We start from the raw sequence: 20,899 nt of genomic DNA on the forward strand, positions 1-20,899 counted from the left end.
ATGGATCAGGCGGGGGATCACCGTCCGGGACGGCCGCAGGATCTCGCCGGGCCGGGCGACGCCCGCCGGTGTGGCGGGCGTCGCCCCGGGTCACCCGACCACGGCGTCACCGGTCGGAGGCGCTGCTGCCGGTGGGGTGGGCACGGTGCGTCGCGGACCCCGGGCCAGGACGTGGACGAAGAGGACCGTCATGACGGCGACTCCCGTCCACATGGCCTGACGCCAGCCGTCGACGAACGACTCCTGGGCGGCCCGGATGAGGGCGGGTGCCTGCGGACCGGCGGTGTCGGCGGCGTCCAGGGCGTTGGCGATGCCCTCGCGGGCGGTGTCGGCGGTGCCGGAGGGGACCGCGTCGAGGCGGGGGTCGATGGCGGTGCGGTAGCCGACGGCCAGGACCGCTCCGAGCAGGGCGACGCCGAGTGCGGTGCCGAATTCCCGGGTGACGTCGTTGAGGGCGGACGCGACGCCCTGTCGTTCGCGGGGCAGGGCGGAGGTGATGGCCTCGGTGGCGGGGGTCTGCGTCAGGCCCATGCCGAGTCCCATGGCGAGCATGCCGGGCAGGATCGCCGGGTAGCCGCCGTCGACGGAGACGAGCGACGCCATCGACGCCAGCCCGGCACCGCCGAGCAGGACCCCGGTCGCCATCGTCGCGCGGGCACCGGCGCGGGCCGCCACCCGGGGGGCCAGGCCGGCGGCGAGCATCATCGCCGCCGCCATGGGCATGAGCGCCAGGGTGGCGCGCAGTCCGGACCATCCGAGGACGGCCTGGAAGTAGGGGAACAGCACGACGAAGATCCCGGCCTGGACGCCGAACAGGGTCAACAGCGCCAGCGAGCCGCTGGCGAGCCGTCGGTCGCGGAACAGGCGCACGTCGAGCAGGGGCGCCGCCCGGCGGAGTTCCCAGGCCACGAAGCCGGCCGCGGCGACGACGCCGACCAGCAGCGCGGCCACGGTGACCGGTGAGGTCCAGCCGTGGACCGGACCCTCGTGCAGGACGTAGATGAGGGCGACCACGGCGAGCACCGAGGCCAGCGATCCACCGAGGTCGAAACGGTGCCGCGACTGCTCGCGGGAGTTCGGCACGGCGCGCAGGGCCGCGCCGGTGGCCGCCACCACGAGCACGACCGGCAGCAGGAACAGCCACCGCCAGTTCGCCCAGTCGACGAGCACGGCGGACAGGTACATGCCGAGGATGCCGCCGCCGCCCGCGACGCCGGTCCAGACACCGATGGCCTTGGACCGTTCCCCGTCGGGGAACGTCGAGGTGATGACGGCCAGGGTGACCGGCATGATCATCGCGGCGCCGACACCGGCGAGCAGCCGGGCGGCGATCATCATCTCGGACGAGATGGCCAGGCCCGCCGCCGCGCTCGCCAGGCCGAAGACCGCCAGGCCGGCGAGCAGGACCGGTCTACGGCCCATCCGGTCCCCGAGGGCACCGAGTGGGAGCAGCAGCGCGGCCAGGCTGAGGGTGTAGATGTTGATCATCCAGAGGACGGTGCTCTGCGACGCGTCGAACTCGACGGCGACCTGCGGCTGGGCGACGTTGAGCCCGGAGACCGAGGCGATCACCGCCATCAGGGCGGTGCACACCGCGATCAGGATCGCGCGGCGCTGACGCGGGTCGTGGATCGTGGTGTCGGCGACGCTCACCGCGGAGCGTTCTGGGGTGGGCATGGGTGTCTTCCTTCCGCAGGGCGTGACGGGGTGCGGCGCCGGGGTGGACCTCGGTCCCGGCGTCGACGAGGTGGTGGGGTCAGGGGCGGCGGGTCGCGCGTACGACGACGTCGTGCAGCGTGACCGACCGGCCGTCGGGTCGGGGGACCGGACGCCGGTGCTGCTCGGCGGTGACGATCTCCCATCCGACGGTGTCCAGGCCGGTGGTGATGTCGACGAGGGTGACCGTCGCCTCGGCGGGATGGCCGTGGCCGTGCCCGTGGTCGGACCGCCCGGTGTGCCGGTGGCCGACGATCAGCAGGGTGCCGCCGGGGGCCACCCAGTCGCAGAGGCGCCGGTAGAAGGCGAGTTGCGGCATCGCGGGGTGCGCATAGTGGGTGGTGACCAGGTCGAAACGGGTATCCGGCTCCCAGACGGTCAGGTCCGCCTCCACCCATCGGACGGCCTCCGCCGGCCCTCCGGCGGCGCGCTCGGCGGCGCGGGCGAGGGCGTCGGCGGAGATGTCGGCGGCGGTGACCCGCCAGCCGTGGGCGGCCAGCCAGATCGCCTCGGCACCGGCGCCGCACCCGGCGTCCAGGGCGGTGCCCGGTGCCAGGTCGGCGGTCTCCCGGGCGAGGTACGGGTTCGGCGGGTTGCCGGCCATCGAGCCGGGCCGGTCGCCGTGGGTCTGCTGCCAGTGCTGTTGCCAGTAGGCCCGGTCGAAGCTGTGCGTCATCTGGACTGCCCTCTCCCCGTCGTCTCCGGTCGTGGTCCGATCCTGGGCGGCCCGACGAAGATGCGCAAAGTTTCTTGCCGAATGGCAAAATGGCCGGGTGGACAAGAACCTGGAACGCACCCTCGACGCGGTGGGACCGCGGTTGAAGCAGCTGCGGCTGCGCCGTAACGTCACCCTCACCGAGCTGGCCGAGGAGACCGGCATCTCCGCCAGCACCCTGTCGCGCCTCGAAGCCGGCCTACGGCGTCCCACGCTCGAGCAGATGCTTCCGCTGGCCCGTGCCCACAGCGTCACCATCGACGAACTCGTCGACGCGCCACTGACCGGCGATCCCCGCGTCAACCTGCGTCCCATAGCGGCCGGCGACGGGTCCACCATCCTGCCGCTGACCCGCCGGCCCGGCGGTATCCAGGCATACAAGTTCGTCCTGCCGGCCGGCGTCGACGACCGCGTGCCCGACCTGCGCACCCACGAAGGCTACGACTGGGTCTACGTGCTCAACGGCAACCTGCGCCTGGTCCTCGGCGAGGAGGACCTCGTCCTGCGGCCCGGGGAGGCCGCCGAGTTCGACACCCGCACCCCGCACTGGTTCGGCGCCACCGCCTCCGGACCCGTCGAGTTCCTCAGCCTGATCGGCAGGCAGGGCGAACGCGCACACGTCCGCGCCGCACCGGGGACACCCCACTGAGCGGTCGGCCGACGGCCGCCGCGCCCGTCGGCCGACCGGCGACGGGTGTCCACTGCGGTCGGTCACCGCTTGTTAGGCTGACGTCGGTGACGGTCAGTCACCCGAGGGGAACCGGCCGTCCGGCCTGGTGCCGGTCACCCCGGGGGCGACGGGAAATGGAGTGACATGGTCGAGTTCCTGGCGGTCCCGCTGGAAGACGGCGGGACGGTGCTCGTGGAGGTCGACGAGGTGGAGGGCCGTTCCGGTGTGGTGAAAGCCGGCCGTCCCGGTGAGGTGCTGGCCCGGGCCGCGCAGAGCATGGAGGCCGCGTTGCAGCCCGTGACGGCGGCGGCCCGCGCCGCGCTCGGCGAGCTGCGCAGGGTCCAGCCCGACGAGGTCACCATCGAGTTCGGCGTACAGTTCCGCACCGAGCTCGGCGCGGTGATAGCCCGGTCGAGCGGCGAGTGCAACCTCAAGGTGACCATGCGGTGGAGCGCCCCTGCCGAGCGGACCGACTGAGTCCGATGGACGGTCCGGCGGACCGACTGAGTCCGATGGACGGTCCGGCGGACCGGTTGAGTCCGATGGACGGTCCGGCGGGCCGCGGCGACGACGGGCGATCGGACGGGGCCGACGCCTCGGGGGACTTCGTCCAGGGCGTGGTCCAGATCCTGGACGACGGGGGTCGGACGGCCGGGGCCGGGTTCCTGGTGGCCGACGGACTGCTCGTCACCTGCGCCCACGTCCTCGCCAGCGGCCCGGGCACCGCCCCGGACGGCCCGGTGCTGGTCCGTTTCCTCCGCCTGGACGACCAGCCCCGGCGGGCCCGGGTGTCCGAGCCGCACTGGCGGACGCCCGGCGCGGGCGACGTGGCGTTCCTGCGGATGGCCGATCCGGTGCCGGTGACGGCCCGCCCGCTTCCGCTCGGCACCGCCGGTGCGGGGCGGCGTGCGGTGAAGACGTACGGCTTCCCCACCAACGCCCCGGACCATGGCCAGTACGGGTACGCGGTGACCGGCGACCGGATCCGCAGCGGCAACGACGTCGAGCTGCTGCAACTGACCGACTGCACCGAGGTGACCGAGGGGTTCAGCGGGGCGCCGGTGGTCGACGAGCGGACCGGCCTGGTGATCGGGATGGTCGACTCGATCGCGGCCCCGGACCGGCACGGTCGTGGCCGCTCCACCGGCTACGTCACCCCGACCGAGACCCTGCGGGCGATCCACCCGGACCTGCGGCTTTCCCAGGTCTGCCCGTACCCGGGACTGCGTGCCTTCACCACCGCGGACGCGGCGTGGTTCCACGGCCGGGACCGGGCGGTCGCCGCGGTGCTGGCCAGCATCGACCGGTATCCGCCCTTCGTCGCCCTGCTCGGGCCGTCGGGCAGCGGCAAGTCCTCCCTGGTGCGCGCCGGTGTGCGGCCGGCGCTGGACCGGGCCGGCCTGCCCGGCAGCGACCGCTGGGACTGGGTGGTCGCGCGGCCCGGCCAGGACCCCTACCTGAACCTGACCCGGGCGGGTCTGCCGGACGCCGGGGCCGGACTCGCCCCGGCGGTGGGTCGCTGGCGGGACCGGAATCCGGACGCCGGACGGCTGGTGCTGGTCCTCGACCAGTTCGAGGAACTGCTGCTGGCCACCGCGGCCGAGCCCCGGGACCGCCTGTTGCGGGAGCTGGTGGAGCTACCCGACCGGGCACCCGCCGCCACCGTGCTGCTGACCCTCCGCGACGACTTCTACAGCCGGTTGGCCGCCGCCGCTCCGGCGCTGATGACCCTGGTGGAGCGGGGGCTGGTGAACGTGCCGGCCCGGGTGGCGGCGGTGGATCTCGCCGCCATCGTCGAACGGCCGGCGCGGGCCGTCGGACTGGAGGTGGAGCCCGGCCTGACCGAGCGGATCGCCCGCGACGCCGCCCGGGTCACCGAAGCGTCGGGCGCGGCCGGGAGCGCGCCGACCACGGTCCTGCCGCTGCTCTCCTCGGCGCTGGCCGAACTGTGGCGTCGCCGGGACAACGGCCGGCTCACCCACGCGGCCTACGACCGGATCGGCGGCGTCGCCGGCTGGTTGGACCGGTGGTGCGACCAGGCGTACGCGGACGCCTGCCGGACGCTGCCCGCCGACCGGTCGCCGCTGGCCCGCCAGCTCATCACCGCCCTCGTGCGTCCCGGGGACGAGGGTGCCGCAGTGCCCGCCACCCGGCAGCGGCGCACCCTCGCCGACCTGGGTGCCGCCGGCCCGGGGCCGGACGTCGCGGAGGCCGCCGCGGTGGTGACCGTGCTGGCCGACCGGCGGCTGGTGACCACCGGCCGGGATCCCACCACCGGCGTACCCGTGGTGGAACTCGCCCATGAGGCCCTGATCCACCAGTGGGCCGCGCTGCGCCGCTGGCTCGCCGACGACCACGACTTCCTCACCTGGCGGCGGGGCGCGGAGGCGGCCCGCGCGCAGTGGCGGGCCAGCACGCCGGGGCGTCCCGGACCCGACCCGGAGCTGCTGCTGCACGGCACCGCCCTGGCCGCCGCCCTGGACTGGGCCGGCCGTCGGCCGCAGGACATCCCGCCGGACCTGGCCGGGTACGTCCGGCTCAGCGCCGCGGCCCAGCAGGACCGACTGCGCCGGGAGCGCCGTCGCGTCGCCGTACTGGCCGGTCTGCTGGTCCTCGCGGTGCTGCTCGGCGGGTTCGCCGTCGTGCAGCGGCAGGATGCCCGGCACCAGGCGGCGCAGGCCGTGGCGCAGGCGCGGCGGGCGGACGCCCGCCGGCTGGCCGGGGAGGCGGGTGGGCTGGCCGACCGGCAGCCGGACCTGGCACTGCTGCTCGCCCTGGAAAGGCTGCGGACGGACCCTGGCCGGGAAGCCTGGTCGACCCTGGCGTCCCTGCTGTCCCGCCCGCAGGCACCCTCCCGGGTGCTGTACGGGCACCGGGCCACCGTCAGCGCAGTGGCCGTCAGTCCGGACGGCAACCTGCTGGCCAGCGTGGAACCGTCGCTTCTCGACGGTCGGCTGCTGCTCTGGGAGCCGCGCACCGGGCGACAGGTGGCGGCACTGGCCGGCGGCGTGACCGGCCAGGCCGTCGCCTTCAGCCCGGACGGCCGGTACCTCGCGAGCATGGGTGGGGAGGGCGTCGCCCTGTGGGACCTCAGCCTCGACGTGCCAACGGCGCACCGGCTGACCGACCGTGGGGGGTTCCTCGGCGCGGTGGCGTTCAGCCCGGACGGTCGACTGCTCGCCGGCCTCGACGGCGACGGTGCCCTCCAGCTCTGGGACGTGGCCAGCCGCGAGCCGTCCGGCGGGCCGCTCGACGCGAGGTCGGGCAACCTCACCGACCTCACCTTCAGCCCGGACGGCCGGCTGCTGGTCAGCGCCAGCGAGGTGGGCATCGTCGACTACTACGAGGTGTCCACCCGCCGGGTCGTCGACCGGCGGCGCATCGTGCGGGGTGCGCTCGCGGTGGCGTTCAGCCCCGACGGGAAGCTCCTCGCGGTCGGCGGCGACGAGGGCGTGGTGCACCTGCTCTCCCCGGACGGTCGGCAGACCGGTGAGATCCGGCTCGCCGCCCCGCTGCGTGACCTGGTGTTCCGGCCCGGTCGGTCGACCCTGGTCACCGCCGACTCCCTGGGCGCGGTGCAGGAGTGGGATCCGAGGACCCGGCAGCAGTCCGGACCGACCCTGACCGGGCACGTGGGCGGCGTCGAGTCGCTGGCGGTCGACCGGGACGGCTCACTGCTGGTCTCCGGCGGAGAGGACCGGCAGATCCGGATCTGGGACTCGCCCGCCCGACAGCCGCTGGGGGCCACCGTCACGGCGGACGCCAGCCGGGTGAACGACGTCGTCTTCAGCCCGGACGGCACGAGGCTGGCCACCGGCGGGTTCGACGGCAGCGTCCGGATCTGGGACGTGGCCAGCCGCCGGCAGGTCGCCGGTCCCTGGAGCCCCGACGGGAAGATCCTGGACCCGAACGAGGTGTTCAGCGCGAACTCGCAGCACCAGGTGGTGTTCGCTCCGGACGGCCGGTCGCTGACGAGCCGGACCAGCGGCGCGATCTACCGCTGGGAGATCCCCTCCGGGAAACTGCTGGCCTCCCGCCCCGTGCCCGACTCCAGCGGAACGACGGTCCGACTCGCTCCGGACGCCGAACGGTACGCCGTCAGGTCCGAGGAGGGCGAGATCACGGTGCGGGAGGTGGCCACCGGCCGACCGGTGGGTTCGACGCAACCTGGCGAGAACGTGTCCTCGCTGGTCTTCCGGGCCGACGGCCGTCAGGCCGCCGCGGACGGCGGGAAGGTCGGCCAGGTGCGGATCTGGGACGTCGGCAGCGGTGACCGGATCGCCCAGGGGCAGATCGTCGGCGACGGTCCGGGCGGCTTCACCACCGAGGATGCCCGCGTCCTGGCGATCAGCCCGACCGGCGACGCGCTGCTGACCGGGAGCTTTCCGCAACGAGATACCGCTCGGATCTGGCGCCGCTCCGACGCCGAGCTACGGGATCACCGCCTGCCCGAACAGGCGGCGGTCAATGCGGCGGCGTTCAGCCCGGACGGCCGCCTCTTCGCCACCGGCGGCGAGGACCGGTCGGTCGTCTTCTGGGCCACCGCCACCGCCGAGCCGGTCGCCGACCCGCTCACCCCGCACCTCAGGCAGGTGAACGCCGTCGCCTTCAGCCCGGACGGCGAGCTGCTGGCCAGCGCCGCCGACGACGGCACCGTCCGGCTCTGGGCCACCCCGGGCACCTGGGTACGCCAGGCGTGTGAGCTGGCCGGTCGGAATCTCAGCCGCGTCGAGTGGGACCGTCACCTCCCCGGCCGGCCGTACGTCCGCACCTGCGCGGAGCAGCCGGCCGGCGACGGAGCCCCCGCGCAGGCCCCGGTCGCCGGCTACCCGTCGCCGTAGCGGACGATCACCGGGGCGGCTGACGCCTCCGTGCGCGGGGGCCGGCTCGACGTCGATTGACAGCCGATGGGGGTGCTGCTATTTGTTAATACAGTTTACTGATTATCGCGGTGCCCGCCGGGGCGCACGTCGCGTCCGGGTACCGACCACCGGCCGGCGGCCCGCCGCCCCTTCCCCGAGGAGCGCCCTGGTGCGCAGAAGAACAGTCGCCTACGCCGTGGGCACCCTGCTGACCGGCATCGCCGCGGTCGGCTACGGCCTGCCGTCGGCCAGCGCCGCGACCGCCGGCCCAATCACCGGTCTGGCCGGAAAGTGCGTCGACGTGGCCGGCGCCAACCCGGCCAACGGCACCGCCGTGCAGCTCTACGACTGCAACGGTACGGCGGCCCAGACCTGGACGGTGGGCAACAGCGACGGCTCGATCCGAGCGCTCGGCAAGTGTCTCGACGTCACCGCCGCGTCGACCACCGACGGCACCAGGATCCAGCTGTACGACTGCAACGGCACCGGTGCCCAGAGGTGGACCGCCGCCAGCGGTGGCGCCCTGGTCAACACCGCCTCGGGCAAGTGCCTCGACGTGACCGACCGGAGCACCGCCAACGGTGCCCGACTCCAGATCTGGACCTGCGGCGGCACCACCAACCAGCAGTGGACCCTCCCCGGCGGCGGCACCCCCACCCCCACCCCGACCGCCACCGCCCCGACCGGCGCCAACCTCGACGACCCGGCGAAGAAGGACGTCGCCATGCAGCTCGTCTCGGCGGCGGAGAACTCCTCGCTCGACTGGCGGGCCCAGTTCTCCTACATCGAGGACATCGGCGACGGGCGCGGCTACACCGCCGGCATCATCGGCTTCTGCTCCGGCACCGGCGACATGCTCGACCTGGTCGAGGCGTACACCAGCACCAGGCCCGGCAACGTGCTGGCCGGCTACCTGCCGGCGCTGCGCGCCGTCAACGGCACCGCGTCGCACGCGGGACTCGACCCGAACTACCCCCGCGACTGGCGCACCGCCGCCACCGACCCGGTGTTCCGGGCCGCGCAGGAGGCCGAACGGGACCGGGTCTACTTCAACCCGTCGGTGCGGGACGGGAAGAACGACAGGGTCCGGGCACTGGGCCAGTTCGCCTACTACGACGCGGCGGTCATGCACGGGTACGAGGGCATGCGCCAGATCCGCAGCCGCGCCCTCGCCCGGGCGAAGCCCCCGGCCCAGGGTGGCAACGAGCGGACCTGGCTCAACGCCTTCCTCGACGAGCGGGTCATCGAGATGCGCAAGGAAGAGGCGCACTCCGACACCTCCCGTGTCGACACGGCACAGCGGGTGTTCCTCGACAACGGCAACTTCGACCTGAACACGCCGCTGGTGTTCGCGGTCTACGGAGACCAGTTCCGCATCGGCTGATCCTCCCGGCACGGTCCGGGACGCCGAGCGGTACCGGCGTCCCGGACCGCCCCGGTCACGGTGCCCAGGGTGTCGTGACGTTCCAGGTGCTGTCCGCGGCCCACAGCGCGGGGGAGTTCCACGCCGCGCCGCCCGTGCCGTTGCTCAGCCAGACCTGCGCGTCGTAGTGCCGCAGGTACCTGCCACGGAAGTTGTAGGACTCCAACGAGACCCCGCTCCCGCTGACCCCGACCCGGGCGCACCAGGTGGCGTCCGCGCGGAGCAGCGCCGAGCCGTCGTCCGGCGAGTTGCGCACGCGCGACTCCTGGTGCCGGAGGAACTGCCCCGGGAAGTTGACCGACTCGAACGAGTAGCACGCCGCGTCGGCCAGTCCGGCCCGGACCGTGTACGTCGCATCGTTCCTGAGCAGCGCCGAGCTGTCCGCGTTCACCACCTCCGTGTAGGCGAGGCTGTCCCGGTGCCGCAGGAACCGGTCGGTGTACCCGGGCGTCGTCACCTGCAGCGAACGACGGGTGTTCAGGGGCAGCGCCACCGGCGCGGAGCTGCCGACGGACCTCGACGCCGCGATGAGCGACAGGTTCGCGGCCCGGACCCGGGCCTGGTCCATCTTGACCACCCGCCGGTCGTAGGTGAGGAACCCGTTCAGCTCACCCTCCTGGTCGGTGATCTCGGTGTAGACCGAGGCGCTCAGCCCCTTGCCGAGCATCAGGTTCTGGGTGCCCTGCACCAGGCCGACGTAGCGGTCGGTCAGCGCGGTGGAGTTCGGCTGCCACTCGTAGGCGAAGAAGCTGCCGTTCGGGCTCCACTCGTGTCCGGGCGCGTGCAGGCCGAGGCCGCCGAACTCGCCGAGCACGGCGATCCGGCTGCTCGACGGCACCGGGGAGTCCGGCCCCAGGTAGACGTGCCAGTCGTCGATGTCACCGGTGCCGGGATCCCCCAACGACTGGCAGCAGTTGTGGCCGCTGTGCGCGTTGACCAGCCGGGTCGGGTCCTGGGTCTTGACGGCCTGGGCGACCCGGCGGGTGTCGGCCAGCGCCCGCTCACCCCACCCCTCGTTGTAGACGGTGTAGACGACGACGGACGGCGAGCTGCGATGCTCGTTCACGATCTCGCGGGCCTCGGTCTCGAGCTGCGCCTGCTGCGCGTCGGTCGCGTTGATGTCCTGCGCGGTCAGGGACGGGACGTCCTGCCACACCAGCAGGCCGAGCCGGTCGGCGTGGTAGAACCAGCGCTGCGGTTCGACCTTGATGTGCTTGCGCACCATGTTGAAGCCCAGGTCCCTGTGCTTCTGCAGGTCGAAGGCGAGCGCGGCGTCGGTGGGCGCGGTGTAGAGCCCGTCCGGCCAGAACCCCTGGTCGAGGGTGCCGGTCTGGAAGACGAACCGGCCGTTGAGCTTGGGCCGCAGCACACCGTTGACCATGCCGGCGCTGATCTCCCGCATGCCGAAGTAGTGGGTGGTCCGGTCGACCTGGCTGCCGGCGGCACTGCGCAGGGTGATGCGCAGGTGGTACAGGAACGGGTCGTCGGGCGACCAGCGGCGGGCGGCCGGCACCGGCACCGCGAACTCGGTGAAGCCGCCGGTGGCGGAGCCGACCACGGTGCTGCCGTCGAGGGCCTCGGCCAGGACGCTGTGACCGCTGACGTCCCCCCGGGTGGAGACCCGGACCCGCAGGGTGTCGTCGGCCAGCCGGGGGGAGAGGTCGACGCCGCTGATCGACGCCGTCGGCACCGGTTCCAGCCACACCGTCTGCCAGATGCCCGAACTCGGGGTGTAGAAGATCCCGCCGGGCTGCTTGGTCTGCTTGCCGATCGGCGGCAGACTGCCGTTCTGCCGGCTGTCCGTCGGATCCCACACCTTCACCACGATCTCGTTCCCGCCGCTGCGCAGCGGCGCGGTGATGTCGACGGTGAAGGCGTCGTAGCCGCCGGTGTGAGCGCCGACCGCCACGCCGTTGACCCAGACGGTGGTCTGCCAGTCGACCGCGCCGAAGTGGAGCAGCACCCGGCGTCCGCTCCAACTCCCGGGCACCGTCACCAGGCGGCGGTAGAACAGGTAGTTGCGGTTGTCCCCGGCGGCGCGCTGCACCCCGGACAGTGCGCTCTCCACCGGGAACGGCACGTTGATCCGCTCGGGCAGGTCGGTGTCGAACTGCGGGGCGTCGTCGGTGGCGGACTGGCGCAGTTGCCATTCACCGTTGAGGTTGAGCCAGTCCGACCGGGTCATCTGCGGTCGCGGGTACTCCGGCAGTGGCGTGCCGGCGAGCGCCTGAGCGGTCCAGGGGGTGGTCAGTGGCGGGTTCTTGGCCGGTACGGCGTGCGCCGACGTGGCCGGCGTGGTGAGCAGGCCGACGACCAGGGTGACGACGAGCAGGAGGGGTGTGGCGAAGCGGGCGGGAGCGGGACGTGTCATGCCGTCTCCAGGGGACGGGCCGTCAGGGCCGGGCTGCGCCGCTGGCGGCTGGCAGTGGGTGTCGGGGGCGGCCGATCGGGTCACGTCCGGTCCCCGGGCCGGGCGGAGACGTCGGTGGGAACTCCGGGAGCGGTCGGTGGCGTCACCTGCGGTCCGTACCGACGTTATCGGACCCGGAGGGTCGACGCACCGATTCTTGTTGATCGATGCGTGGTGTCGTCGTGTGCTCCACCGTCGGGGCCGGGCCGGGGTCCGGCCCCACCCCGTCGGGCTGGCGTCCGACGCCCGACCGGCACACGCACGTCACCCCGTCCCGGCTGCCGGCCGCCCGCCCGGTCGCTGTCGGAGCTGCCGGGTACGCGGATAGAAAATTTCACCACATGCATCGATAGTTTCCGACCCCCTGAGGGCAAGTCATTGACGATTGTCCATTTCAACACGTAGTGTCGTGCTGAAAGTTTTCTCTTGATGGAGAGCCGGCCCGGCTCGACGGCCCCGCGACACAGAAACAGGTCGATGGCCAGGGCGAAACAGGAAGACCCGCCCCGGGCCACCGTCGCCACCGGGGCGTCGCCACGAAGTCGCTTTCCGGCCGACCACCGTGGTCGGGGCACACCACCACCCGATCGTCCCGACCGGCGGCCGTGACCGGGCTCCACCGAGCCCGGTCACGGAGCGAACCTGCACCGGTTCGTCCTCGGCGAGCGGTCGCCCGGTGCCCGCGTGGGCCGACTCCGTCCCTCCGAGAAAGGTGCCCATGAAGAACAGACGTCTCGCGATCTGGATAACGGTCGCGCTCCTCGCCCTCGGTGGCGTCGGGGCGGGCGCCGTGGTGGCGCCGGTCTACGGTGCGCCCACGGCGGCCGGGGCCGGTGCGCCCGGTCTGGCCGCCGCCGGCTGCGTCGCGGATCCCGCCCTGCGCGGCGCGACGAAGAGCCCGTTGTACACCGTCACGGCGGACGGCACGCCGCTGTTCGTCGAGAAGATGACCAAGTACGCCCCGGAGATGCAGGTGCACTACGCCCACTGCTCGATGGCGGGGGCGGGAACGGCGACCTTCTCGGTCACCGTGGCCGAAGGCTTCAGTTCGTACACCGTCAGCCCCAAGAGCCGGAAGCTCGCCGTCGCCCGCAGCGGCAACACCATCAGCTTCACCAGCGGCCCGAACTACCTGATCGTCCAGTTCGACACCAAGGAACTGCTGTTCGTCCTGATCGACGCGCCCGAGACGAACGCGCCCCAGGTGGGTGACGCCAACGTCAAGAACCTGGCCGACTACGGCGTCGACAACACCGGGGCGACGCTGGTCACCTCCAAGATCCAGAGCGCCATCAACGCCGCCTCCGGGGCGACCCGCAACGTCCTCTACGTGCCACCGGGCCGGTACCTGGTCGGTGAGCTGTGGATGAAGAGCAACATGACGCTGTACCTGGCCGCCGGCGCGGTCCTCTACGGCTCGAACCAGAAGGCGGACTTCAACACCGGCAGCGGTGGGGTGAACATCGAGGGTATGCAGCACGCCTCGCTGCGGATGTACCAGGTGCGCAACGCCAAGCTGCTGGGCGGCGGGGTCATCGACGGCAACGGGAAGTACCTGCGGGCGCAGGGCATCAACCTGGCCGTGCTCAAGATCGAGGAGAGTTCCGACATCCTGGTCGACGGTGTGACCGTCCGTGACTCCAGCTACTGGAACACGCTGGTCTACCGCAGTGACAGGGTCACCATCAGGAACTACAAGCTGATCAACTGCCGGCCGAACTCGGGGTACAACAACACCGACGGCGTGGACTTCGACGAGTCGACCAACAGCCTGCTGTCCAACGCGTTCCTCTACACCGGCGACGACAACATGGCGACCAAGAACGAGTTCGCCAGCGGCATCGTCAACACCAGGAACGTCGTCCACGAGCACGTCGTCTGCTACAGCAACTCGGCCTGCGCGAAGATCGGCACCAAGACCGAGGGGACATCCATGGACGGTGTCGTCTTCCGCGACATCGACGTGGTGAAGGCGGGACGCTCGATGGTGATCGACGCGGTGGACACCGCCGTCGTGTCGAACACCCGATGGGAGGACATCAGAGTCGAACAGACCGACAGCCTGATCGACCTCCAGGAGGACCGCCCACCGTCCTGGCGGACGGTGAAGAACACCTCGACGATCCGCAACGCCTACTTCACGAACGTCTCCTCGGATGTGAAGAAGGTCGTCAACCTGCACGGACGCTCGTCGAGCATCAACATCAGCGGCGTGCACTTCAGCAACTTCACCGTCCAGGGCCGGCCGGTCACCAGCCAGACCGACACCGACGCGAGCTGGAACATCAACGCCTACGTCTCGAACATCACCTTCTCGACCACGCCTCCGACGACGCCCCCGCCGACCACGCCCCCGCCGACGACGCCTCCTCCGACCACGCCCCCGCCGACGACGCCCCCGCCGACCACGCCGCCCCCGACCACGCCGCCGCCGGGTCCGTCCGGTGCCTGCGAGGTGGGGTACACGATGAACTCCTGGAACGACGGTTTCACCGCCAGCATCCGTATCACCAACCGGGGCACCTCGGCGATCGACGGGTGGACCCTGGCGTTCACCCTGCCCGGCGGCCAGGTGCTCACCAATGGCTGGAACGCCACGTACACCGGCTCCAGCGGTCAGATCTCCGCACGCAACGTCTCCTACAACGCGACGGTGGCACCGGGCGGGTCCACCGACATCGGCTTCCAGGCCACCCACAGCGGTAACACCGGCAAGCCCGACTCGTTCACCCTCAACGGCATCAGCTGCGCCCTCTCCTGACCGGGGCGTCGAATCGGCCGGTGTGACCGCCCCCGATCGCGGGGACGGTCACACCGGCCGCCGCGCTGAGCAGCGCTGTTCCCTGCCGAAGCGGCATCCGGCCGGGAGGCCGGGCAGGAGCCGTCCGGCTGCCGACGGACGTGCCGGCCACCGGGCCGGCGCGTTCCGGCGGTGCCGCGCCCGGTGGGCGGCCTATTGCGGGCATTGAGCTGGGGGAATCCCTGGGTTCCCGGCTCAGGCGTGCGGCGACGCGGTTACCGAAGCCATATTCATGTACGATCGTCTATCGATGCCGTACGAGGATAGGAATCTTCTGGTGCTGCTTCGTTCGCAATTGTATTTGTCTCATCCGGCGCACAAGTATCGGTGTGGGATTACCACCGGGGCCGACGGTCCACGCCACCCCTGATTCCGGCCGCGCCCCGACCGGTATTCCGTCGAGCCCGGGCGGGCCGGCTTTCCCGGCCGGCCGGGCGCGGTCCGACCTCGGAAATGACGTCGTCGTCACCTTGTCGGCGACCCGCATACGCCAGAACGGCAGGGTGGTGGTGGCATGAAGGTTCTCGTCATCGGTGGTGGCCCGGCAGGGAGCACCGCGGCAACGGCAATGGCCCAGGCCGGACTCGACGTGCGGCTCATCGAGAGCGCCCACTTTCCGCGATACCACGTGGGGGAGTCGCTCACGCCGTCGTGCCGGGTCGTGCTCGACGCGATCGGCCTGTCGAAGATCGTCGACGACTACGGCTTCGTGAAGAAGAACGGAGGCGTCATCCACTGGGACGACGACCAGTGGGCGTTCGACTGGTACCAGCAGGCCGGCGTGCAGTCATGGCAGGTGGACCGCAGCGAGTTCGACGCGCTGCTGCTGGAGCACGCCCGCCAGAACGGGGTCGCCGTCAGCACCGGTGTCACCGGTCGGTCCGTCCGGTTCGCCGACGGTCGACCGGTGGCCGTGGAATGCTCGCCGGAGCACGGCGAGCCGTTCACCGTGGACGACTTCGACTTTCTGGTGGACGCCACCGGGCGCAACGGGCTGCTCAGCGCCCGGCACTTCGGCAACCGGGAGCCGCTGAGCAACCTACGGAACGTCGGCATCTGGGGCTACTGGACGGGAGCCCGGCTGCTGCCGGAGACGCCGACCGGAGGTATCAACATCATCTCCTCGCCGGAGGGCTGGTACTGGGTGATCCCGATGGCCGGTGGGAGGATGAGTATCGGTTACGTCACCACCAAGGACGCCTTCGCGCGTGATCGTCACCAGCATCCGTCGCCGGATGAGCTGTACCGGCACCTGATCGCCGTCTCGCCCACCATCGCGGGTCTGACCGAAGGGGCGGAGTTCCTCGGCACCACCAGGGTCGAAACCGACTACTCCTACATCGCGGACCGGTTCTGCGGACCGGGTTACGCGATCGTGGGTGACGCGGCCTGCTTCCTCGACCCGCTGCTGTCCACCGGCGTCCACCTCGCGCTCTACAGTGCGCTGACCGCCGCCGCGTGCGTCGCCTCGATGGAGCGTGGCGAGGTCAGCGAGACGGAGGCCCTGAAGTTCTTCGAATTCGCCTACCGTCGCGCGTACATGCGGCTCTTCGCGCTGGTGACCATCATGTACGAGCGTTACCTCGGCAAGGACGGGTTCTTCCTCACCTCGGACCGGCTGATCGGAGAGGAGCAGTCCGTACAGCCGGACGAGGCTGTCTCCTCCCGGTCCTTCGCGGAGATCATCGGTGGTCTGTCCGACCTGCGGGAAGCGGCCGACTCGTCCACCCGGGTCATCACCGACCAACTGCGGTCGGAGGCGTTGCGGGCGCAGCTGCGGGCGGTGCGGGCACCGGACTCCGAGGGACCGGATTTCACCCCCGTCCGCGGCAACCCCCTCTCCGACGCGGAATCGGCCGACTACCGCCTCGTCACCACTCCACGCCTGGGCCTGGAACGGATCCGTGCGGTACGTTCCTGAGCCCGTCCGGGGTTGCCACCCGTCGCTCCGGCGGCCCGACCGGGTCGGGCCGCCGGAGGCCGGTCAGAGCGTCGGCGATCCGTAGAGCAGGCGGTTCGGCGAGCCGCCGCCGGGATTGGTCACCACGCCCACAGTGGCGCTGTCGACCAGGAAGGAGTGCACCTGGGCCGGCGTCCAGGTGGGACTCTTGCCCCGCACCCGGGCGGCCATTCCGGCCACGTGCGCGGAGGCCTGAAGGGTGAGATCAGCGGACGTGACGGCGGTGTCGGAGGCCGACGAGGCCGACACGATGTCCACACCGGGGGCGAAGAGGTCGACGCAGGGGCCGAAGTTGGAGTAGGCCGGCCGGGCGTCCTTCGACTGGACCGACGCGACGGTGAGGACGGCGGGCACCGAGCCGGGCGAGTCGAGGCAGGCGTCGTGGGTGGCGTCGCCGGCGGGTGTGGTGATCACGATGCCGTCGCCGACGGCGTTGGCGACCGCCGTGTTGAGTGCGGTGCTGAATCCGCCGGCCAGGACGAAGTCTCCGACGGCGGGTGGGCCCCACGGCGTGTGGTCGGCGACCACCCAGTCGACGGCGCCGATCAGCGCGCTGAGAGTGCCGTTGCAGCTGGGCAGGCCGACCGAGACCAGCGTGACGTCCTTGGCCACCCCGTACGTGGTGCCGCCGATGATGCCGGCCACGTGCGTGCCGAGCGACGTGAAGCAGTTCATGGCGTAGCCGTGGTAGGCCTGGCCGCCGAACTCCTGGTGGGTGGTGCGGATCCCGGGGCCGATGACGTAGACCCGGACTCCGGTGCCCTTGCTCACGAAGTTGTAGGTGGTGTCGAGACCGGCGGGCGCGTCGATCCGGTCCAGGTTCCAGGGCGCGTCCGGCTGGGCGATGGTCGTCCGGGCCGGCGTCTCGGGGACGTCGACGGTCTGGTTCTGCTCCACGTAGGCCACCGCCGGATCGGCGGCGAGTCGCCGGGCGACCGACGCCGAGGTGCGTACCGAGAAGCCGTTGAGGGCGTCGTCCCACACCTGGTCCGGCACAGTGCCGAACCGACCGGCCAGCATCCGGGCCGTGCCGGTCACCGCGGACTGCCGGCCAGCCGCGGGGCCACCGACCGCGCCGTCCTTCAGGACCACGATGTACTCACCCGGCACCGCGGTCGCCCTGCCGGCCCCGAGGATGGTGCCGACGGCACCCGGCATCGTTGTCGAGTCGGTGGCCGAGGCCGCCGGCTGGGCGACCGTGACGGCGGCCAGCAGGGCGGCGACGAGGGCGACGACGGTACGGCCAGGTCGACGTAGACGAATCGACTTCACTCTCTCCAGCAATTCCATCGACAGCTCCTTCTTGTCATGGCGATATGACACCAGAAATGTGGCATACGGCCCGATTGCTGTTCCGGACTCTACCGCGAGGGGCTATCACAAAGAGGGTTGTCGATTGACTTGAGCATTGTTTTCGGGCAGTTTTGACAATGACTGAAAGAATATGATCCGGATGTATCAAAGGGGCCGTGCCTCGACTCGTCCACGGTGGTGCCCACCGGTCGGGTGGGTCCGTCATCCGATGGCGCTGGCCGGGCTGCCGTCGTCCTCCAGGCCGAAGCGTTCCATCCGGGCCGCGGCGGCATGGTCGCCCGCGCGGCGACGGAGCCGAATCAGCAGGGGGAGGCCGTCGCGGTCGCCATGGTCCGTGGCCAGTAGCGCCCAACTCTCCGCCTGCGCCCTATCGCCCTGCTCTCCAGCCAGTTCAGCCAGCGACACCAACGCCGCGGTGATCCCGTGGTCGGCGGCTCTGCGGTACAGGTAGACGGCACCGACGAGATCGCCGGCCTGGTGGCGCAGACCGGCCAGCGACCACAACCCGGTCACGTCGCCCTGCGCGATGGCCCGCCGGTACCACTTCTCGGCGGCGTCGACGTCACCGTCGCGCTCGTGCAGGGCGGCCAGCGAGAGCAACGCGGCGACACTGCCCCGGTCGGCCGCCCGCTGGTACAGGTGGCGGGCGGCGGGTCCGTCACCCATCCGTTCGCGCAGCGCGGCCAGGGTCATCAGCGCGGACGGAGTCCCCCTGTCGATCTCCTGCTGGAGCTTGTCGGCCCGGTCGCCGAGGCCGCTGCGGCGCAGCAGATCGGCCAGGGACCACAGCGCGGACGCATCGCCGTGGTCGGCACCCCGCTGGTACAGGCCCCTGGCGGTGTCGATGTCGCCGCGACCTTCACGGGTCGCGCCGAGCGTACCGAATATCGTCGCGTCGCCCCGGTCAGCCGCCAGGCGTGCGACCTGCTCCGCGCCGGCCGGGTCACCCAACCGGTCGCGGGTGACCGCGAGAATCCTGAGGGCCGAGATCAGGCCCCGGTCCGCGGCCCGTAGTGCTGAGACCAGCGCGCCGGCCGGATCCGCGGTCTGCTCCAGCAGCGAGACCACCCGGTACCACGACTGTGCGTCTCCCCGGTCGGCGGCCTGCTGGTAGAGGTCGATCGCGCCGGGCAGATCCCCGTCCCGTTCCCGCAACTCCGCGCTCGCGGCCAACTGACCGGCTTCGTCGACCGTCGTGGCCCGGTCGTGCCGCAACGCGGCTGCGCCGTCCTGATCCCCGGCCTGTTCGCGCAGGGCCGCCAAGGCCCACCGGGCTTCGTCGTCCCCGCCGTTCACCGCGAGGGCATAGAGCGCGGCGGCACGCCGGTACCGGCCACGCCGCTCCGCATGGTCGCCGATGGCCCGTAGGGTGACCGGGTCGCTGACGGAGGTCGCCACTGCATCCCAGAACCCGGCCGGCGGAAAGGCCGCCGCGCGCTCTGCCGCGCCACGTTGCTGGAGATAGTCGGCAAGCCGGTAACAGACGGCGGACGCGGTGCCAGGTTCGGTGGGGCGGGGACGGATGCGGACCAGCGGGCCTGCGATGCCATGGCACGGTCTGGCGGTGTAGGCGAGAGCCTCCTGCCACCAGTCGTCGGTCAACTGGTTCCACTCGACATCAGCCAGGTAGCTCGGTGCCGCCAGGGCGAGCAAATCGTGCGGCAGCGAAAGCGGGTGTCCGAGGCGGCGCGCGTCGACCGCGGCGGTGAGCACGGCCCGCACCGGTGGTGGGGCGTTGCGGTACCGCTGCATCAGCTCGGGCACACCGGCCAGGTACTGGGTGATCCGCCCGGCCTCGGCGTTGGTGGCGGCATCCCGCAGACGCTCGTCGGACGTCGCCGCGAGCTGCCGCACCTCCTCTGCTGCCCACACGTCCGGTACCGCGATGTCGGCACCGTTCAGCAGTTCCCGGGCCTGCGCGTGCAGGTCGAGATCGTTCGCGGGTGGGGGACCTGTCAGCGAGTCCCAGTAGTACGGCCAGATCGTTCCCAGGACCAGCACCGGTCCCCGGGCCGGATCCCGCAGCAGGGTCCGCAGCCTGGCCGCCACCCGCTCGCCCAGTCGGGGATCGGTGGTGAGCAGGTAGTGCTGCGCCTCGTTGAACCAGACCACGGTGTACCCGGGGACCTGCGCGAGCTGCTGGTCGGCGGCGTCGGGCCGGGTGGGGTCGAACGGGTGCCAGACCCGCCACTGCGCGGGCAGGCGCTGGATCGCCTCCCAACACGCACGTGTCTTTCCCGTCGAGGACGCCCCCACCAGCATGGCGATCCGGCTCCTGCCCGAGGCGGCGTCCCCGACGATCTTCGCCAGCTCGTGGTCGTGCCTGCGCTCGACATACGGCGGTAGCGGCGGTAGCGGTCGATCCAGCTGGATCGCGGGGTGAACCTCGAGCGCCAGCGGGTCGCACTGCCGGACCGGCCGCCCGATCCGGCTGTCGACGGGTGTTCCGGCGGCCCGCGTCCAGAGCGCACCGATGTCCGCGGCGAGGACGGCGGTGTCCCGGCGACCGGCGGCGTGCGCGAGGACCACCGCTGTCGCGATCGTGTCCGCACGCCCCGGCGGGAGACGGCCGTCTCCGATGATCCGGTTGATGGTGTCGCGGCCGGGAGCGCCCGGGAGATCGAGTTCGTCGGCCAGACTGGCCACGTCGGCGGCGATCACGTCCAGGGTGGGCCGTCCGGCGTCCACGTACAGGCGATAGATCGCGTCCTTGAGGTCCTTGAGCGCTCCCGGCTCCACCGGCATCCGCCTGATGCCGCGCGCCCGGCGTCGCCCAGAGCCTCGACTGTCGCTGTCCATCGCTGTCCATCGTCACCGATCGCGGCGGCGCGTGCACACCCTCCACCCCGACCGCACCCATCGCCACCGGGCCGGCGCCTATCGGCTGCCGGTGAGGATGAGTCGAGCCGCACCGAGAGAACTGGGAGACCATCCATGAAGGACAGGAACAAGCGCCGCCGGCCGACCCGAGACAGCCGGCTCATGCTTACCGTGGTCGGCAGTGCCGTCGCCGGAGCGGCGCGCGCCCT

10 protein-coding genes and 2 pseudogenes are annotated in these 20,899 nt (G+C 71.8%); 7 read left to right on the top strand and 5 right to left on the bottom strand.

What is annotated here, in order from left to right; all coding sequences use genetic code 11:
• Positions 1-90 precede the first annotated feature (90 nt).
• Both O7612_RS11850 and O7612_RS11855 read right to left on the bottom strand, forming a co-directional pair.
• The gene (locus tag O7612_RS11850) at positions 91-1,677 is read right to left on the bottom strand and encodes an MFS transporter (protein ID WP_282273060.1); all 1,587 of its coding nucleotides are present in this window, start codon (positions 1,675-1,677) and stop codon (positions 91-93) included.
• 79 nt (positions 1,678-1,756) lie between these two features.
• Positions 1,757-2,392: a class I SAM-dependent methyltransferase gene (locus O7612_RS11855; RefSeq protein ID WP_282273062.1), complete on the bottom strand. Its 636-nt coding sequence runs from the start codon at positions 2,390-2,392 to the stop codon at positions 1,757-1,759.
• A 97-nt stretch (positions 2,393-2,489) separates the two neighbouring features.
• Between O7612_RS11855 and O7612_RS11860 the strand changes: the two genes are divergently transcribed.
• From O7612_RS11860 to O7612_RS11875, 4 genes are all read left to right on the top strand, one after another.
• Positions 2,490-3,080 (top strand): XRE family transcriptional regulator, encoded by a 591-nt coding sequence (locus tag O7612_RS11860; protein WP_282273064.1) that lies wholly within the window; start codon positions 2,490-2,492, stop codon positions 3,078-3,080.
• A gap of 165 nt (positions 3,081-3,245) precedes the next feature.
• Positions 3,246-3,578 carry a CU044_2847 family protein gene (locus tag O7612_RS11865; RefSeq protein ID WP_282273066.1) on the top strand — a complete coding sequence of 111 codons (333 nt, stop codon included), beginning with the start codon at positions 3,246-3,248 and terminating at the stop codon, positions 3,576-3,578.
• 35 nt (positions 3,579-3,613) lie between these two features.
• Positions 3,614-7,942 (top strand): trypsin-like peptidase domain-containing protein, encoded by a 4,329-nt coding sequence (locus tag O7612_RS11870; RefSeq protein WP_282273068.1) that lies wholly within the window; start codon positions 3,614-3,616, stop codon positions 7,940-7,942.
• A gap of 190 nt (positions 7,943-8,132) precedes the next feature.
• Positions 8,133-9,347, top strand: a complete 1,215-nt coding sequence (locus O7612_RS11875; RefSeq protein ID WP_348774282.1) for a chitosanase — start codon at positions 8,133-8,135, stop codon at positions 9,345-9,347.
• A 55-nt stretch (positions 9,348-9,402) separates the two neighbouring features.
• Here the strand turns inward: O7612_RS11875 and O7612_RS11880 are convergent, their stop codons facing one another.
• Complete coding sequence (locus tag O7612_RS11880) at positions 9,403-11,757, bottom strand: AbfB domain-containing protein (RefSeq protein WP_282273070.1); 2,355 nt, start codon at positions 11,755-11,757, stop codon at positions 9,403-9,405.
• 1,033 nt (positions 11,758-12,790) lie between these two features.
• Between O7612_RS11880 and O7612_RS11885 the strand changes: the two are divergent.
• The 3 genes and pseudogenes from O7612_RS11885 to O7612_RS11895 form a co-directional block, all read left to right on the top strand.
• A pseudogene (locus O7612_RS11885) lies at positions 12,791-14,041 on the top strand (glycosyl hydrolase family 28 protein); the annotation flags it as partial.
• Between the two features lie 84 nt (positions 14,042-14,125).
• Positions 14,126-14,557, top strand: a pseudogene (locus O7612_RS11890) (cellulose binding domain-containing protein); the annotation flags it as partial.
• A gap of 553 nt (positions 14,558-15,110) precedes the next feature.
• Positions 15,111-16,517, top strand: a complete 1,407-nt coding sequence (locus O7612_RS11895; protein ID WP_282273071.1) for an NAD(P)/FAD-dependent oxidoreductase — start codon at positions 15,111-15,113, stop codon at positions 16,515-16,517.
• Between the two features lie 63 nt (positions 16,518-16,580).
• Here O7612_RS11895 and O7612_RS11900 read toward each other — a convergent pair whose 3' ends face one another.
• Positions 16,581-17,846 carry a S8 family peptidase gene (locus O7612_RS11900; protein ID WP_282273073.1) on the bottom strand — a complete coding sequence of 422 codons (1,266 nt, stop codon included), beginning with the start codon at positions 17,844-17,846 and terminating at the stop codon, positions 16,581-16,583.
• A gap of 225 nt (positions 17,847-18,071) precedes the next feature.
• Positions 18,072-20,615 carry a tetratricopeptide repeat protein gene (locus O7612_RS11905; protein ID WP_282273076.1) on the bottom strand — a complete coding sequence of 848 codons (2,544 nt, stop codon included), beginning with the start codon at positions 20,613-20,615 and terminating at the stop codon, positions 18,072-18,074.
• Between the last annotated feature and the right edge of the window lie 284 nt (positions 20,616-20,899).

Source organism: Micromonospora sp. WMMD987 (assembly GCF_029581435.1).
GTDB classification, from domain to species: domain Bacteria; phylum Actinomycetota; class Actinomycetes; order Mycobacteriales; family Micromonosporaceae; genus Micromonospora; species Micromonospora rifamycinica.